A 14,874-nucleotide genomic window follows, 5' to 3' on the forward strand; every position below is an offset into this window, starting at 1 on the left:
TACGGTCGGATCCATGGCTCTGGCGACGCGCCCTGAACAGCGCGACAAGCAATCTCGCGAGACGCAGCGCCCCGCACGCCCCCGCACGGCGGTCGGGCGGCTGTGGCAGTCGACGATCGGCAAGAAGACGGTCATGGCCGTCAGCGGTCTCTTCATGCTGCTGTATCTCATCGCGCACATGGCCGGGAACCTGAAGGTCTTCTTCGGCCCGGACGACATGAACAGCTACGCGCACTGGCTGCGCACCCTCGGGGAGCCGGTGCTCCACCACGAGTGGGGGCTGTGGATCATGCGGGTCGGCCTGGTCGCCGCCGTGGTCGCGCACGGAGTCGCCGCCTACCAGCTCAGCCGCCGCGACATCGCGGCGCGCCCCGTCAAGTACGTGCACCGGCACCGGACGAGCTACGCCGCCCGCACCATGCGCTGGGGCGGCGTCATCCTGGCGCTGTTCATCGTCTGGCACATCCTGGACCTGACCACCGGCACGGTGAACCCGAACGGCGAGTACGGCCGCCCGTACGAGAACATCGTGGCCACGTTCAGCACGTGGTACGGCAACGTCATCTACTTCGTGGCGATGATCGCCGTCGGCCTGCACATCCGGCACGGCTTCTTCAGCGCGGCGCAGACCCTCGGCGCCGGCAGCCCGACCCGCGACCGCGCGCTGAAGGCCGCCGCGAACGGCCTCGCGCTGGTCCTCACCCTCGGCTTCCTGTCCGTACCCATCGGCGTGATCATCGGAGTAGTGGAATGACCGCGTTCAACGGCAGCTACCTCGACTACACCGTCGGCGAGCCCGTCCACGACACCAAGGCGCCCGACGGGCCCGTCGCGGAGCGGTGGAACCGCCGCCGCTTCGAGGCCAAGCTGGTCAACCCGGCCAACCGGCGCAAGCACACCGTCATCGTCGTCGGCACCGGCCTCGCCGGGGGCGCCGCCGGCGCCACGCTGGCCGAGCAGGGCTACCGCGTCATCCAGTTCTGCTACCAGGACTCGCCGCGCCGCGCGCACTCGATCGCCGCGCAGGGCGGCATCAACGCCGCGAAGAACTACCGCAACGACGGCGACTCGGTGCGCCGCCTGTTCTACGACACCGTCAAGGGCGGCGACTTCCGCGCCCGGGAGTCCAACGTCCACCGGCTGGCCGAGGTCTCCGTGGAGATCATCGACCAGTGCGTCGCCCAGGGCGTCCCGTTCGCCCGGGAGTACGGCGGCCTGCTCGACACCCGCTCGTTCGGCGGCGTGCAGGTCTCCCGCACCTTCTACGCCCGCGGCCAGACGGGGCAGCAGTTGCTGCTCGGCGCCTACCAGGCGCTCTCCCGGCAGATCGCGGCCGGCAACGTCGAGATGCACCCGCGCACCGAGATGCTGGACCTGATCGTCGTCGACGGCAGGGCCCGCGGCATCGTGGCGCGCGACCTGATCACCGGCCGCGTGGACACCTACTTCGCCGACGCGGTGGTCCTGGCCACCGGCGGCTACGGCAACGTCTTCTACCTGTCGACGAACGCGAAGAACTCCAACGCCACGGCGGTCTGGCGCGCCCACCGGCGCGGCGCCTACTTCGCCAACCCGTGCTTCACCCAGATCCACCCCACGTGCATCCCGCGCTCGGGCGACCACCAGTCGAAGCTCACGCTCATGAGCGAGTCGCTGCGCAACGACGGCCGCATCTGGGTGCCCAAGCAGGCGGGCGACACCCGCCCGCCCGCGCAGATCCCCGAGGACGAGCGCGACTACTACCTGGAGCGGATCTACCCCTCGTTCGGCAACCTGGTGCCGCGCGACATCGCCTCGCGCGCCGCGAAGACCGTCTGCGACGAGGGCCGCGGCGTGGGCCCCGGCGGGCAGGGCGTGTACCTGGACTTCGCCGACGCCATCGCCCGCATGGGCCGCCCGGCGGTGGAGGCCAAGTACGGCAACCTCTTCGACATGTACCAGCGCATCACCGCCGAGGACCCGTACCAGGTGCCGATGCGCATCTACCCGGCCATCCACTACACGATGGGCGGCCTGTGGGTCGACTACGACCTCCAGACCACCGTGCCCGGTCTTTTCGCGATCGGTGAGGCCAACTTCTCCGACCACGGCGCGAACCGGCTGGGCGCCTCGGCGCTGATGCAGGGCCTGGCGGACGGCTACTTCATCCTCCCCTCGACCCTGGCCGACTTCCTCGCGCGCCACCCGCACGACGAGGTCCTCGCCGACCACCCGGCGGTCGGCGAGGCCGTCACCGGTGTCACCGAACGGCTCCAGCGGCTGCTGTCCAACGACGGCGACCGCACGCCCGACTCGTTCCACCGCGAGCTGGGCGAGCTGCTGTGGGACGAGTGCGGCATGTCCCGCAGCGAGTCCGGGCTGCGCAAGGCCCTGGACCGGATCCCGTCCCTGCGCGAGGAGTTCTGGCGCCGGGTCAAGGTGCCCGGTTCCGGCGCCGAGCTGAACCAGTCGCTGGAGAAGGCCAACCGCGTCGCCGACTACCTGGAGCTGGCCGAGCTGATGTGCCTGGACGCGCTGCACCGCAGCGAGTCCTGCGGCGGCCACTTCCGCGAGGAGAGCCGGACCCCCGACGGCGAGGCCGAGCGGCGCGACGAGGAGTTCTCCTACGCCGCGGCCTGGGAGTTCACCGGCAGCGGCACGGCACCCGTGCTGCACAAGGAAGACCTCGTCTTCCAGGACGTCCACCCCACCCAGCGGAGTTACGCGTGAACCTCACCCTGCGCATCTGGCGGCAGTCGGGCCCCGACACCGAGGGTTCCATGACCACCTACGAGGTCACCGGTGTCTCCCCCGACATGTCGTTCCTCGAAATGCTCGACACCCTCAACGAGGACCTGATCCTCCGCGGCGAGGAGCCCGTGGCGTTCGACCACGACTGCCGCGAGGGCATCTGCGGCGCGTGCGGCATGGTCATCAACGGGGCGGCCCACGGCCCGGAGCGGACCACGACCTGCCAGCTCCACATGCGGCAGTTCAGCGACGGCGACGTCATCGACATCGAGCCCTGGCGGGCCGCCGCGTTCCCCGTGGTCAAGGACCTGGTCGTGGACCGGTCGGCCTTCGACCGCATCATCGGCGCGGGCGGCTACGTGACCGCCCCCACCGGCAGCGCCCCCGAGGCGCACGCGACGCCGGTGCCCAAGGCCGACGCGGACACGGCGTTCGAGCACGCCGAGTGCATCGGCTGCGGCGCGTGCGTGGCGGCCTGCCCCAACGGGTCGGCGATGCTGTTCACCTCGGCCAAGGTGGTCCACCTCAACACGCTGCCGCAGGGCGGTCCCGAGCGGGAGAGCCGGGTGCTCGACATGGTCGGCACCATGGACGCCGAGGGCTTCGGCGGCTGCACCAACACGGGCGCGTGCACCACGGTCTGCCCCAAGGGCATCCCGCTGTCGTCCATCACCACCATGAACCGCGAGTACCTGCGCGCCGTGCGCAAGGGCGTCTGACCCGCGGGACCGCGGAGCGGTCCTCCGGCGGAACGGGAAGCGGCCCTCCCGCCGGAGGGCCGCTTCCGTGTGCTCACAGCCCGATCGTGCCGGTGCCCGCGCCGGCCGTGACCAGGGCCTTGACGTCCGCGGCCGGGTCGGGAGCGTAGTCGTAGTACGCCCCCGGGTCCTGCACCCGGCCGCCCGTGACCGGGTCGCCGGTCTCGCCCGTGAAGTGGTTGTCCCGCTCCACGATGTTGCCCTCGGGGCCCGAGTAGCTGTTGGTCATGGGCTCCTCGACGTCCTCGAAGTAGTTCGCCTCGATCCAGCAGCCCGAGTCGGCCTGGCAGGCCGGTCCCGTGTCGCTGTTGTCGAAGAAGTAGTTGTTGAAGATGTGCACCGGGTCGCCGAACCGCACCCGGGGATTGCGCTGCGGGGTGTCGTCGTACCAGTTGTGGTGGTACGTCACCTTCAGCCGGCCGGTGTCCTGGGCCTCGTTGTCGTCGTCGTGGCCGAGCAGCATGTTCTTGGTGTGGTCGTGCGTGTGGTTCCACGAGACGGTGATGTGGCTCGACCCGCGTTTGATGTCGATCAGCCCGTCGTACCCGTCGGCCAGGTCGTTGTGGTCGATCCAGATGTGGTGCGAGAACATCTGCACGTTGATCGAGTCGTCGCTAGCGTCCCGGAAGTTCAGGTTCCGGATGATCACGTTGTGCACGGCGTCCGGCGGCGGCGAGGTGGCGTCCTCGTCGACGGGCAGGCCGATGTTCAGCCCGCCGCCCGTGATGCCGGAGTCGGCGCCGAGCCCGAGGACGGTGGTGTCGGAACTGACGTCGTACATGCCGTCCGGCAGCGTGATCATGCCGTCGACGAGGACCACGCGCGGTCCCTCGGCGCCGATCGCCTCGATGAACGAGGAGGCGTCCGAGACCGTGACCTGCGGCCCGCCGGCGCCGCCCGTGGTGCCGTTCTGCCCGAACGCGGACACGCCGGCGAACCCGGTGGGGGTCTCGGCGAGCACGGACGCCAGGGCGGCGGGGGCGGGGGCGGGCGCGGCGTGGCCGGCGGCCGGCCACGTCGCGGCGAGTCCCGCGCCCAGCGCGAGCGCGGCCAGCGCCGCGGTCGTCCTCCTGCGCAGCTTCATGTCTTCTCCAGAGGTGTGGGGGGTGCGGCGGGTGCTTCAGGCCACGCGGCCGACTCCGGCGCCCGCCGGCACGGTCCTGGGCAGGTCGCGCGGGTCGTCCAGCGTGTAGGAGTAGTAGGTGCGCGGCTCGACGACCGTGCCCAGCGTCTCCGGGGTGCCTGAGGCGACGTAGACGTTGTTCCGTTCCACGACGCGGCCGGGGCCGCTCTCGTCGTAGCCGGAGTAGATGGGGTGCGGCACGTTCTCGAACCAGTTGCCCTCCACCAGCACTCCGGCGTTCTCGGTGGAGGCGACGCCGTAGAGCGCGTTGTCCCGGTAGTAGTTGTTCCAGACGTGCACCGGCTCGGCGAAACGCACCCGCGGGTGCCGCTGGTCCGTTCCGTCGAAGAAGTTGTGGTGGAAGGAGACCCGCAGCTTCCCGGTGTCCTGGCTCCCGTTGGCGTCGGAGTGGCCGATCAGCATCGTCTTGCTGTGCCCGTGGAAGTGGTTCCACGACACGGTCACGTAGTCGGCGCCCCGCACGATGTCGATGAGGCCGTCCTGGCCCCCGGTGAACTCGCAGTGGTCGATCCAGATGTGGTGCGAGTCCTGCTGGATGCTGAGGGCGTCGTCCTCGGCCCCGGTGAAGCGCAGGTTGCGGATGATGACGTTCTGCCTGCGGTACATGTCGAGTCCGCCGCCGGTGATCTCGGCGTCGGGGCCGAGGCCGATGATCGTCTTGTCCGAGCGCACGCCCTGCTTGCTGGTGATCTCCATGGTGCCCCGCACCTGGATCACGTAGGGCTCGTTGCGGTCGCAGTAGTCGAGGAACGTGTCCGCGTCCGTCACGGTGACCACCGCGCCGCCGGCGCCGCCCGTGGTGCCGTTCCGGCCGAGCGCGGACACGCCGGCGAACCCGTCGGCCGTCGCGAGCGCGCCCGGCACCGCGTGCCGCGCCGCCGCCCGGGCGGGCGCGGCCAGGGCCAGCGCGGCGGCCGTGGCCGCCGTGCCCGCGAGCAGGCCCCTGCGGGTGACGTCCCTGCCGCGCGTCATGCCGCACCTCCGTCGACGCGCCCGGCTCCGGCCCCCGCGGGCACCGACTGCGGAACGCCCGCCACCGGGTCGAGCGTGTAGGCGTAGTACGTGCGGGGCTCGACGACCGAACCGCGCGTCTCGATCTCGTGGTTGCAGTCGACGAGGACGTTGTCCCGTTCGACCATGCGGCCGAGGTCGCCGCTGAAGTCGACGCGGCCCGGGTTGTTGACGCTGTGGAACCAGTTCCCCTCAAGCACCACGCCCGCGTCCATGGCGGACACCACGCCGTAGCTGTTGTCGTCGTAGTAGTTGTTGTAGACGTGCACCGTCTCGCCGAAGCGCACCCGCGGGTTGCGCTGGTCGGAGGCGTCGAACCAGTTGTGGTGGTACGTCACGCGCAGCCGGCCGTCGTCCTGGGCGGCGTTGTCGTCGTCGTGCCCGAGGAGCAGGGTCTTGTCGTGGTCGTGGAAGTGGTTCCACGACACGGTGACGTAGTCGGAGCCGCGCTTGATGTCCACCGCGCCGTCGTCGCCGTTGGAGAAGTCGTTGTGGTCGATCCAGATGTGGTGCGAGAACATCTGCACGTTGATCAGGTCGTCCGTGGCCCCGGAGAGCGACAGGTTGCGGATGATGACGTTGTGCACGGCGTCCGGCGGCGGCGAGGTGGCGTCCTCGTCGACGGGCAGGCCGATGTTCAGCCCGCCGCCGGTGAGCGCCGCGTCGTCCCCGAGCCCGACGATCGTCTTGTCCGAGGCCACGTCGTGCATGCCGTCGCTGTCGCCCGTGGGCAGCGCGATGGTGCCCTCGACCCGCACGACCAGCGGCTCGGGCCGCGCGATGAAGTCGAGGAACTGCGCGGTCGTCGTGGCGGTGACCACCGCGCCGCCGGCGCCGCCCGTGGTGCCGTTCTGCCCGAGCGCCGCGACGGACGCGAAGCCGTCCGCGACCGCGGCGTACGGCGCGGCCGGTGCGGGGGCCGCGAAGGCCGCCGCCGGCGCTGCCGGCAGCAGGGCCGCCGGCAGCAGCGCGGCGGGCAGCACCACCGCCGCCCGGCCGACCCGCCGTGCGCGCGGGCCGCCCCGCCTCCTGTTGTCGTGCCCGTTCCCGGATAAGTGCACGGTGCCACCTCTTCCTCGCCCCCTCGGGCGGGCACGCCCGGGGTGCGGCTCACGACTGGTGGAAGGCCCGGCGGAACGCGCGCGCCGGTGCCGTGAAGTCGCTTGCCCGGGGGTCGTCCCCACCCCGGACAAGCGCTTACTACCGGGAAAGTAAGCGCTTACCGCGAACATGTCAACAGCCGCGGCGCCGCCCGGTCGTGCCGGGCAGCGTCCCGCGCGGCTCAGCGCACCGGGAGACCGGCCTCGCGCAGACCGGACTTGACCTCGGGGATGCGCAGGTCACCGAAGTGGAAGACCGAGGCGGCGAGCACGGCGTCCGCGCCCGCGCCGACGGCCGGCGGGAAGTGCTCCCTGCGGCCCGCGCCGCCCGAGGCGATCACCGGCACGGTCACGTGCTCGCGGACGGCGGCGATCATCTCCGTGTCGTAGCCGTCCTTCGTGCCGTCGGCGTCCATCGAGTTCAGCAGTATCTCGCCCGCGCCCAGCTCCGAGGCCCGGTGCGCCCACTCCACCGCGTCGATCCCGGTCCCCCGCCGGCCGCCGTGCGTGGTGACCTCGAACCCCGAGGGCGTGCTCGTGCCCTCCGGGCAGCGCCGCGCGTCCACCGAGAGGACGAGCACCTGGCGGCCGAACCGTTCCGCGATCTCCCGGATGAGGTCGGGCCGCGCGATGGCGGCGGTGTTCACGCCGACCTTGTCGGCACCCGCCCGCAGCAGCCGGTCGACGTCGTCGGCGGTGCGGACGCCCCCGCCCACCGTGAGCGGGATGAACACCTGCTCCGCGGTCCTGCGCACCACGTCGTAGGTCGTCTCCCGGTTCGCCGACGACGCCGTGATGTCGAGGAACGTCAGCTCGTCCGCGCCCTCGGCGCCGTAGACCTGCGCCATCTCGACCGGGTCGCCCGCGTCCCGCAGGTTCTTGAAGTTGACCCCCTTGACCACCCGGCCGCCGTCCACGTCCAGGCAGGGGATGACTCGTACGGCCAGCGTCACGTCGCGGCTCCTCGGTACGCTTCCAGTTCCACTTCCACCAGCACCCCCGGCTCGGCGAAGCCCGAGACCACCACGAGGGTGACCGCGGGCCCGGTCGCGCCGAGCAGCTCACGGTGCGCCCGCGCCACGTCCTCGGCGTCGCGGCCGTGCACGAGGTACAGGCGGGTGCGGACCACGGACGCGGCGTCGAGCCCGAACGCGCCCAGCGCGGACAGCGCCGCACCGAGCGCGGAGGCGGCCTGCTCGTAGGGGTCGCCCTCGGCCGCCGCCCCCTGCGGCGCGGTGCCGGCGACCAGCACCAGGTCGCCGGCCGCCACCGCGCGCGCGGAACCGAGGCTCTCCTGCCAGGGCGTCCCGCCCCGCACCCGCTCGATCGTCATACCGACACAGCCTCCAGCGCCTCTTCCAGAGTGAACGCCCCCGCGTACAGCGCCTTCCCGACGATGGCGCCCTCGACGCCCTCGGGCACCAGGCCGGCCAGGGCCCGCAGGTCCGCGAGCGAGGAGACGCCGCCCGAGGCGACGACCGGGCGGTCGGTGGCGGCGCACACGTTCCGCAGCAGGTCCAGGTTGGGGCCCTGGAGGGTGCCGTCCTTGTTGATGTCGGTGACGACGTAGCGCGCGCAGCCCTCGCGGTCCAGCCGCGCCAGCGTCTCGTACAGGTCCCCGCCGTCCCGCGTCCAGCCCCGGCCGCGCAGGGTCGTGCCGCGCACGTCGAGGCCGACGGCGATGCGGTCGCCGTACTCGGCGATGACGCCCGCCACCCACTCGGGGGACTCAAGGGCCGCGGTCCCCAGGTTGACGCGGGTGCAGCCGGTGGCGAGCGCGGCCCGCAGCGAGGCGTCGTCGCGAATGCCGCCGGACAGCTCCACCTTGATGTCCATGGCCCGCACGACCTCGGCGATCCGCTCGCGGTTGTCCCCGGTGCCGAACGCCGCGTCGAGGTCGACCAGGTGCAGCCAGGGCGCCCCGGCCCGCTGCCAGGCGAGGGCGGCGGCCAGCGGGTCGCCGTAGGAGGTCTCGGTGCCGGACTCGCCGTGCACCAGGCGCACCGCCTGTCCGTCACGGACATCGACGGCGGGAAGCAGTTCGAGCATCAAAGGGTCCCGATCCAGTTGGTGATGAGGCGGGCGCCGGCGTCGCCCGATTTCTCCGGGTGGAACTGGGTGGCCCACAGCGGGCCGTTCTCCACGGCGGCGACGAACGGCTCGCCGTGGGTCGCCCAGGCGACCTTCGGCGCCGCGACGGCCGCGGTGCCGCTGTCGGGCGGCAGCTCCCACGCGTGGACGGCGTAGGAGTGCACGAAGTAGAAGCGCTCCTCGGCTGACAGGCCGGCGAACAGCGCCGAGTCGGCCGGCGCGCGGACGGTGTTCCAGCCCATGTGCGGCACGACGGGCGCGTGCAGCGGCCCGACCGTTCCCGGCCACTCGTCCAGGCCCTCGCTCTCCACGCCGTGCTCGATGCCGCGGGCGAAGAGGATCTGCATGCCCACGCAGATCCCGAGCACCGGGCGCCCGCCCGCGAGGCGCCGCTGCACGGCCCAGTCGCCGCGCGCCGCGCGGATGCCCTTCATGCAGGCGGCGAACGCGCCGACCCCGGGCACGAGCAGGCCGTCGGCGTTCAGCGCGGCGTCGAGGTCCCGGGTGATCTCCACCCGCGCCCCGGCCCTGGCCACGGCCCGTTCGGCGGAGCGGACGTTGCCGAACCCGTAGTCGAAGACGACGACATTCTTCATGCGGTCACTCCAGTCTCAGCACGCCCGCGAGCAGGCACAGCCCGCTGGCGACGCCGAGCAGGACCACGACGCCGCGCGGCAGGCCCTGCTTGGCGAACGAGTACACCCCGCCGGCCAGGAACAGGCCGACGACGATGAGCAGCGTGGAGACGCCGTTCACAGGGCGCCCTTGGTCGAGGGGATGCCGGTCTGCCGCGGGTCGATCTCGCTGGCCCGGCGCAGGGCCCTGGCCAGGGCCTTGAACTGGCACTCGACGATGTGGTGCGCGTTGCGCCCGTAGGGCACGTGGACGTGCAGCGCGATCTGGGCCTGGGCCACGAAGGACTCCAGGATGTGCCGCGTCATCGTGGTGTCGTAGGAGCCGATCATGGGCGCCATCCGCTCCGGCTCGCGGTGCACCAGGTAGGGCCGGCCCGACAGGTCGACCGTCACCTGGGCCAGCGCTTCGTCCAGCGGTACCGAGGCGTCGGCGAAGCGCACGATGCCGCGCTTGTCGCCCAGGGCCTGCCGGAACGCCGCGCCCAGCGCGAGCGCGGTGTCCTCGATGGTGTGGTGGCTGTCGATGTGCAGGTCGCCCTCGGTCTTGACGCTGAGGTCGAACAGGCCGTGCCGGCCGAGCTGGTCGAGCATGTGGTCGAAGAAGCCGACGCCCGTCGACACGTCGACCTGCCCGGTGCCGTCCAGGCCGATCTCGACGGCGACCGAGGTCTCCTTGGTGGTGCGCGAAACGCGGCCCACGCGGGTCATTCGCTGATCTCCTTCATCACTGCGCGTACCGCGTCGAGGAACGCGTCGTTCTCCTGCCGGGTCCCGGTGGAGACCCGGAGCCGCCCCGGCACCCCGTTGTCCCGGACGAGGACGCCCCGGTCGAGCAGGCGCCGCCAGACGGCGGGCACGTCGGCGAACCGGCCGAACTGCACGAAGTTCGCGTCGGACTCGGTCACCTCGCACCCCAGGGCGCGCAGCTCGGCGACGATCCGGTCCCGCTCGGCCTTCAGCTCTTCGACGTACCCGAGCAGCGTATCCGCGTGCTCAAGGGCGGCGAGCGCGGTGGCCTGGGTGACCGTCGACAGGTGGTAGGGCAGGCGCACCAGCTGCACCGCGTCCACGACCGCGCGGTCGGCCGCGAGGTAGCCCAGGCGGAGCCCGGCCGCGCCGAACGCCTTCGACATGGTGCGGCTGATCACCAGCAGCGGGCGGCCCTCGGTGAGGGGCAGCAGCGAGGGCCGGTGGCTGAACTCGGCGTACGCCTCGTCCACGATGACGAGCGCGCCGCGCGGCCCGGGCGCCGCCCGCTGCGCCGCGTCGTGGAGCGCGAGCACGGTGCCGGGGTCGACGGCGGTGCCGGTCGGGTTGTTGGGCGAGCAGACGAAGACGATGTCGGGCCTGTGCTCGTGCACGGCGGCGACGGCCGCCTCCGGGTCGATGCCGAACTCCTCGGTGCGCGGCCCCGGCACCCAGCCGGTGCCGGTGCCGCGGGCGATGAGGGAGTGCATCGAGTAGGTGGGGTCGAAGCCCAGCGCGCGGCGGCCGGGGCCGCCGAACGCCTGGAGGAGCTGCTGGAGCACCTCGTTGGAGCCGTTGGCGGCCCAGACCTCCTCGGGCGCCACGGGGTGGCCCGTGGTCCTGGAGAGGTAGCCGGCCAGCTCGGCGCGCAGGCGCACCGCGTCCCGGTCCGGGTAGCGGTTGAGGTCGCGGGCGGCCTCGGCGACGCGTTCCGCGATGCGGCGCACCAGGGCGTCCGGCGCCGGGTACGGGTTCTCGTTGGTGTTCAGCCGCACCGGGACGTCCAACTGCGGCGCGCCGTAGGGCGTCTTGCCGCGCAGCTCGTCCCTGATGGGCAGGTCGTCGATGCGTGTCACGTGCTCTGGGGGGCCTTCCCGTTCTCGAACCGGACCTTGACCGCGGTGCCGTGTGCGGGCAGGTCCTCGGCGTCGGCGAGGGTCACGACGTGGTGGGCCACGTCGGCGAGCGCCTGCCGGTCGTAGTCGACGACGTGGATGCCGCGCAGGAAGGACTGCACGGAGAGGCCGGAGGAGTGGCAGGCGCAACCGCCGGTGGGCAGCACGTGGTTGGACCCGGCGCAGTAGTCGCCGAGCGAGACCGGCGCGTGCGGGCCGACGAAGACCGCGCCCGCGTTGCGGACCCGGGCGGCCAGCGCGGCGGCGTCGCGGGTGTGGATCTCCAGGTGCTCGGCGGCGTAGGCGTCGCTGACGGCCAGCGCGTGGTCGAGGTCGCGGACCAGGACGGTGCCCGACTGCCGGCCGGTGAGCGCGGTGGCGATGCGCTCGTGGTGCTTCGCGGCGGCGACCTGCGGGGCGAGTTCCGCGTCGACGGCGTCGGCGAGCGCCTCGGACGGCGTGATCAGGACGGCGGCGGCCAGCACGTCGTGCTCGGCCTGGCTGATGAGGTCGGCGGCGACGAGCCGGGGGTCGGCGGAGTCGTCGGCGATGACGGCGACCTCGGTGGGCCCGGCCTCGGCGTCGATGCCGACGATGCCCTTCAGCAGCCGCTTGGCGGCGGCCACGTACACGTTCCCCGGGCCCGTCACCATCCGGACCGGCGCGCACTCGGCGGTGCCGTGCGCGAACATCGCCACCGCCTGGGCGCCGCCCGCCGCGTGCACCTCGGTGACGCCGAGCAGCGCGCAGGCCGCCAGAATCGTGGGGTGCGGCAGGCCGGCGCTCCAGTCGTCGCCCGGGGCGCGCTGCGGGGGCGAGGCCAGCGCGATGGAGCCGACCCTCGCCTCCTGCGCGGGCACCACGTTCATCACGACGGACGAACCGTAGACGGCCTGGCCGCCCGGCACGTACAGGCCGACGCGCTCCACCGGCACCCAGCGCTCGGTGACGGTGCCGCCGGGCACGACGCGCACGGTGGTGTCGGTGCGCCGCTGCTCGCGGTGCACGAGCCGGGCGCGTCTGATGGACTCCTCAAGCGCGGCGCGCACGGCCGGGTCGAGCTCGTCGAGCGCGCGCCGCAGCGCCTCCTCGGGAACGCGGGTGCGCTCGATGGTGACCCCGTCGAACCGCCGCGCCAGGTCGATCAGCGCCGCGGTGCCCCGATGGCGCACGTCCTCGCAGATGGGCCGCACCTTTTCCAGGGCGGCCTCGACGTCGAGTTCGGCGCGGGGCAGCAGGTCGCGGTCGACGACACCCCCGACGGGTGAAGTCCGCAGGTCGATTCGGGTCAGCACCCGTCCAGTCTCGCAGACGGCGCGGGGGCCCCGCCGACGCGTTTCACCATGCGGGCCACGCCCGTGGACCCAGCCGATAGGCTGGCCGGTCGTGACGACCACGCGCCTGCCGCTCTTCCCGCTGAACACCGTGCTGTTTCCCGGGCTGGTGCTGCCGTTGAACGTGTTCGAGGCGAGATACCGGGCCCTGATGCGCGACCTGCTCGACCTGCCGGAGGACGGCCCGCGGCCGTTCGGAGTGGTCGCCATCAGGGACGGGCACGAGCGGGTGCCGAGCGCGCTCGGGCTGCCGGACGGCGACGAGCCGCCCGAGGAGGGCGCGGGCGCGCGGTTCGCGGCCGACCCGATGCGGTCGTTCCACGGCGTGGGCTGCGTCGCCGACGCCTCCACGATCAGGCCGCGCGCCGCGGCGGGCGGCGGAGAGGGCGGGGACGCGGAGGGCTACGAGGTGCTGGCGACGGGCACGACGCGGTTCCGCCTGCTCGCGGTGCACGCCGACGGGCCGTACCTGACGGCGGACGTCGAGCCGCTGCCCGAGGTGCCGGGCGAGGGCGCGGGGGCGCTCGCCTCCGGCGTGCTGCGGGCGTTCCGCTCCTATCAGAAGGTGCTCGCCGGGGCGAACGAGCGGACGCTCGCGCCCGGCCAGGAGCTGCCGGACGACCCGTCGGTGGTGTCCTACCTGGTGGCGGCGGCGACGATGCTGTACACGGGCGACAAGCAGCGGCTGCTCCAGGCCAGGGACACCGCGACGCGGCTCGCGGAGGAGCTGCGCATCCTGCGGCAGGAGACCTCGCTGATCAGCCGGCTGCCCTCGGTGCCTGGCGCGGAGTACACCACGCGCCCCACCAGCCTGAACTGAGGCGCGTTCGGGGGCGGGGAGACGGCGGGACGACACGACGGGAGGGCGGGGCGGTGGCCAGGAAGCAGCGGGCCGCGGCGGGCGGGACGCCGGCGACGGCGGCCGCGACCCGGGCGGGGATCGCGTTCACGCTGCACGCGTACACCCACGACCAGGCCGCGGCGGCCGCGTGGGGCGAGGAGGCGGCGCGGGCGCTGGGGGCCGACCCGGGCCGGGTGCTGAAGACGCTGGTGGCCGAGGTGGACGGGGCGCTGACCGTGGCGGTGGTACCGGTGTCGGCCTCGCTCGCCCTCAAGGCGCTCGCGGCGGCGGTCGGCGGGAAGCGGGCCGCGATGGCCGACCCGGCGGCGGCCGAGCGGACCACGGGCTACGTGCGGGGCGGGATCTCGCCCCTGGGGCAGCGCAAGCGGCTCCCGACGGTGGTCGACTCCTCGGCGGCCGGGCACGCCACGGTGTTCGTCTCGGCGGGGCGGCGGGGTCTGGAGATCGAACTGGCGCCCGCCGACCTGGTGGCCTTGACCGGCGCGACAACCGCGCCGATCGCGCGCTTCTGAGGGGGCGCGCCGGGGCGCGTGCGCGGGGGCGGCCGTTCGTGAGGAAGGCGTGGCCGGAGCTACCGCGCGCCGGGCGCCTCGGGGCCCTGCGTGTCCGGACCGCGCGCCGGAGGCTCCTGCGCGTCGGGGCCGTGCGGCGCGGGCCCGGCCGGCCAGTGCGGCGGCTGGGCCGGGGGCGACTGCGGGTCGCGCGGGCCCCAGACGGCCTGGCACAGCAGGTGGACGCCGACGGCGGCGAAGGGCAGCCCGAGCAGCACGCCGCGGGCGCCGAGGTCGAGCGGGGCGTCGAACTCCACGCCGACCCCCGCCTCCCGCGCGCGGGCCGCCACGTCCTGGCCGGGACCGAGCCACACGCCGGTCCGCCAGGCGAGCCACGCGCCGGCCAGGGCGCCCGCGGCCACGCCGAGCGGCACGCCCACGCCGCCGTCGCGCCGCAGCAGGAAGACGACGACGCCGGCCGGCAGCCCGATGAGGAGGCCGGCGAGCAGGAACGTGCCGTCCGCGCCGATGGCCGCCTGTCCCTCGGAGTTGGCCAGCAGCACCGCGCGGCCGTCGGAGACCAGTGGCACGCGGGGCGCGCGCCACAGCCACACGAGGCCGAGGACGAGGCCGGTGGCCAGGGTGAGCGGGAGGGCCACGAGCAGGGCGGTGCGTATCTCGCGTCCCCAGTCGGACACCGCCCGCGGCCCCCCTGGCCCTGAGCCGGCGGCCGGCGGCGGGGCGGCCCACGGATCGTGACGCCGGTCGGCGGCCGAGCGGTGGTCCGGTGCAGGCTGGGGAACGGTCACCCCGTCATCCTGCCAGGCGCGGGCATCTGTTCGGCCCGCGGGACGGC

Annotated in this window: 17 protein-coding genes; 5 read left to right on the forward strand and 12 right to left on the reverse strand. The window is 73.4% G+C overall.

Annotated elements, in window-relative coordinates:
• Positions 1–13 precede the first annotated feature (13 nt).
• The 3 genes from LC193_RS04925 to LC193_RS04935 are packed head-to-tail and all read left to right on the forward strand — an operon-like array spanning position 14 to position 3,449.
• On the forward strand, positions 14–754 hold the full coding sequence (locus LC193_RS04925; RefSeq protein ID WP_226071920.1) for a succinate dehydrogenase: 741 nt from the start codon (positions 14–16) through the stop codon (positions 752–754).
• Positions 751–2,709: a fumarate reductase/succinate dehydrogenase flavoprotein subunit gene (locus tag LC193_RS04930; RefSeq protein ID WP_226071921.1), complete on the forward strand. Its 1,959-nt coding sequence runs from the start codon at positions 751–753 to the stop codon at positions 2,707–2,709. The genes LC193_RS04925 and LC193_RS04930 overlap by 4 nt, the downstream gene beginning before the upstream one ends.
• Positions 2,706–3,449, forward strand: a complete 744-nt coding sequence (locus LC193_RS04935) for a succinate dehydrogenase/fumarate reductase iron-sulfur subunit (protein WP_226071925.1) — start codon at positions 2,706–2,708, stop codon at positions 3,447–3,449. The genes LC193_RS04930 and LC193_RS04935 overlap by 4 nt, the downstream gene beginning before the upstream one ends.
• 73 nt (positions 3,450–3,522) lie before the next feature.
• Here the strand turns inward: LC193_RS04935 and LC193_RS04940 are convergent, their stop codons facing one another.
• The 11 genes from LC193_RS04940 to hisD form a co-directional block, all read right to left on the reverse strand.
• Positions 3,523–4,572 carry a pectate lyase family protein gene (locus tag LC193_RS04940; protein ID WP_226071927.1) on the reverse strand — a complete coding sequence of 350 codons (1,050 nt, stop codon included), beginning with the start codon at positions 4,570–4,572 and terminating at the stop codon, positions 3,523–3,525.
• Positions 4,573–4,608: 36 nt separating this feature from the next.
• Positions 4,609–5,604, reverse strand: coding sequence for a pectate lyase family protein (locus LC193_RS04945; protein ID WP_226071929.1), 996 nt, complete (start codon positions 5,602–5,604; stop codon positions 4,609–4,611).
• Positions 5,601–6,704: a pectate lyase family protein gene (locus LC193_RS04950; protein ID WP_226071931.1), complete on the reverse strand. Its 1,104-nt coding sequence runs from the start codon at positions 6,702–6,704 to the stop codon at positions 5,601–5,603. Before LC193_RS04950 ends, LC193_RS04945 begins: the two co-directional genes overlap by 4 nt.
• 221 nt (positions 6,705–6,925) lie before the next feature.
• Positions 6,926–7,696, reverse strand: coding sequence for an imidazole glycerol phosphate synthase subunit HisF (gene hisF / locus LC193_RS04955; RefSeq protein WP_086161129.1), 771 nt, complete (start codon positions 7,694–7,696; stop codon positions 6,926–6,928).
• Positions 7,693–8,076: a Rid family hydrolase gene (locus LC193_RS04960; RefSeq protein ID WP_226071933.1), complete on the reverse strand. Its 384-nt coding sequence runs from the start codon at positions 8,074–8,076 to the stop codon at positions 7,693–7,695. The genes hisF and LC193_RS04960 overlap by 4 nt, the downstream gene beginning before the upstream one ends.
• Positions 8,073–8,792 carry a bifunctional 1-(5-phosphoribosyl)-5-((5-phosphoribosylamino)methylideneamino)imidazole-4-carboxamide isomerase/phosphoribosylanthranilate isomerase PriA gene (gene priA / locus LC193_RS04965; RefSeq protein WP_226071935.1) on the reverse strand — a complete coding sequence of 240 codons (720 nt, stop codon included), beginning with the start codon at positions 8,790–8,792 and terminating at the stop codon, positions 8,073–8,075. Before priA ends, LC193_RS04960 begins: the two co-directional genes overlap by 4 nt.
• On the reverse strand, positions 8,792–9,430 hold the full coding sequence (hisH, locus tag LC193_RS04970; RefSeq protein ID WP_226071937.1) for an imidazole glycerol phosphate synthase subunit HisH: 639 nt from the start codon (positions 9,428–9,430) through the stop codon (positions 8,792–8,794). The genes priA and hisH overlap by 1 nt, the downstream gene beginning before the upstream one ends.
• A gap of 4 nt (positions 9,431–9,434) precedes the next feature.
• Positions 9,435–9,590, reverse strand: coding sequence for a hypothetical protein (locus LC193_RS04975; protein WP_176582976.1), 156 nt, complete (start codon positions 9,588–9,590; stop codon positions 9,435–9,437).
• Entirely contained in the window at positions 9,587–10,177 is a 591-nt protein-coding gene (hisB, locus tag LC193_RS04980) for an imidazoleglycerol-phosphate dehydratase HisB (RefSeq protein ID WP_086161125.1), read from the reverse strand. Before hisB ends, LC193_RS04975 begins: the two co-directional genes overlap by 4 nt.
• Positions 10,174–11,292 carry a histidinol-phosphate transaminase gene (locus LC193_RS04985; protein ID WP_226071939.1) on the reverse strand — a complete coding sequence of 373 codons (1,119 nt, stop codon included), beginning with the start codon at positions 11,290–11,292 and terminating at the stop codon, positions 10,174–10,176. Before LC193_RS04985 ends, hisB begins: the two co-directional genes overlap by 4 nt.
• Positions 11,289–12,626 carry a histidinol dehydrogenase gene (gene hisD, locus LC193_RS04990; protein WP_226071941.1) on the reverse strand — a complete coding sequence of 446 codons (1,338 nt, stop codon included), beginning with the start codon at positions 12,624–12,626 and terminating at the stop codon, positions 11,289–11,291. The genes LC193_RS04985 and hisD overlap by 4 nt, the downstream gene beginning before the upstream one ends.
• 91 nt (positions 12,627–12,717) lie before the next feature.
• On the opposite strand from hisD, the gene LC193_RS04995 reads away from it, so the two are divergent.
• Together LC193_RS04995 and ybaK are read left to right on the forward strand one after the other, a co-directional pair.
• Positions 12,718–13,485 (forward strand): LON peptidase substrate-binding domain-containing protein, encoded by a 768-nt coding sequence (locus tag LC193_RS04995; protein ID WP_226071942.1) that lies wholly within the window; start codon positions 12,718–12,720, stop codon positions 13,483–13,485.
• A gap of 53 nt (positions 13,486–13,538) precedes the next feature.
• Positions 13,539–14,039, forward strand: a complete 501-nt coding sequence (ybaK, locus tag LC193_RS05000) for a Cys-tRNA(Pro) deacylase (RefSeq protein WP_226071944.1) — start codon at positions 13,539–13,541, stop codon at positions 14,037–14,039.
• A 59-nt stretch (positions 14,040–14,098) separates the two neighbouring features.
• On the opposite strand, the gene LC193_RS05005 is transcribed toward ybaK, so the two are convergent.
• Positions 14,099–14,716, reverse strand: coding sequence for an ABC transporter permease (locus LC193_RS05005; RefSeq protein WP_226071946.1), 618 nt, complete (start codon positions 14,714–14,716; stop codon positions 14,099–14,101).
• Between the last annotated feature and the right edge of the window lie 158 nt (positions 14,717–14,874).

Origin of the sequence: Streptomyces marincola, assembly GCF_020410765.1 — a bacterium.
GTDB lineage: Bacteria > Actinomycetota > Actinomycetes > Streptomycetales > Streptomycetaceae > Streptomyces > Streptomyces marincola.

Coding starts and splice junctions, on each gene's coding strand:
- LC193_RS04925 (WP_226071920.1), top strand. CDS start 14: ATGGCTCTGGCGACGCGCCCTGAACAGCGCGACAAGCAATCTCGCGAG.
- LC193_RS04930 (WP_226071921.1), top strand. CDS start 751: ATGACCGCGTTCAACGGCAGCTACCTCGACTACACCGTCGGCGAGCCC.
- LC193_RS04940 (WP_226071927.1), bottom strand. CDS start 4,572: ATGAAGCTGCGCAGGAGGACGACCGCGGCGCTGGCCGCGCTCGCGCTG.
- LC193_RS04945 (WP_226071929.1), bottom strand. CDS start 5,604: ATGACGCGCGGCAGGGACGTCACCCGCAGGGGCCTGCTCGCGGGCACG.
- LC193_RS04960 (WP_226071933.1), bottom strand. CDS start 8,076: ATGACGATCGAGCGGGTGCGGGGCGGGACGCCCTGGCAGGAGAGCCTC.
- priA (WP_226071935.1), bottom strand. CDS start 8,792: ATGCTCGAACTGCTTCCCGCCGTCGATGTCCGTGACGGACAGGCGGTG.
- hisH (WP_226071937.1), bottom strand. CDS start 9,430: ATGAAGAATGTCGTCGTCTTCGACTACGGGTTCGGCAACGTCCGCTCC.
- hisB (WP_086161125.1), bottom strand. CDS start 10,177: ATGACCCGCGTGGGCCGCGTTTCGCGCACCACCAAGGAGACCTCGGTC.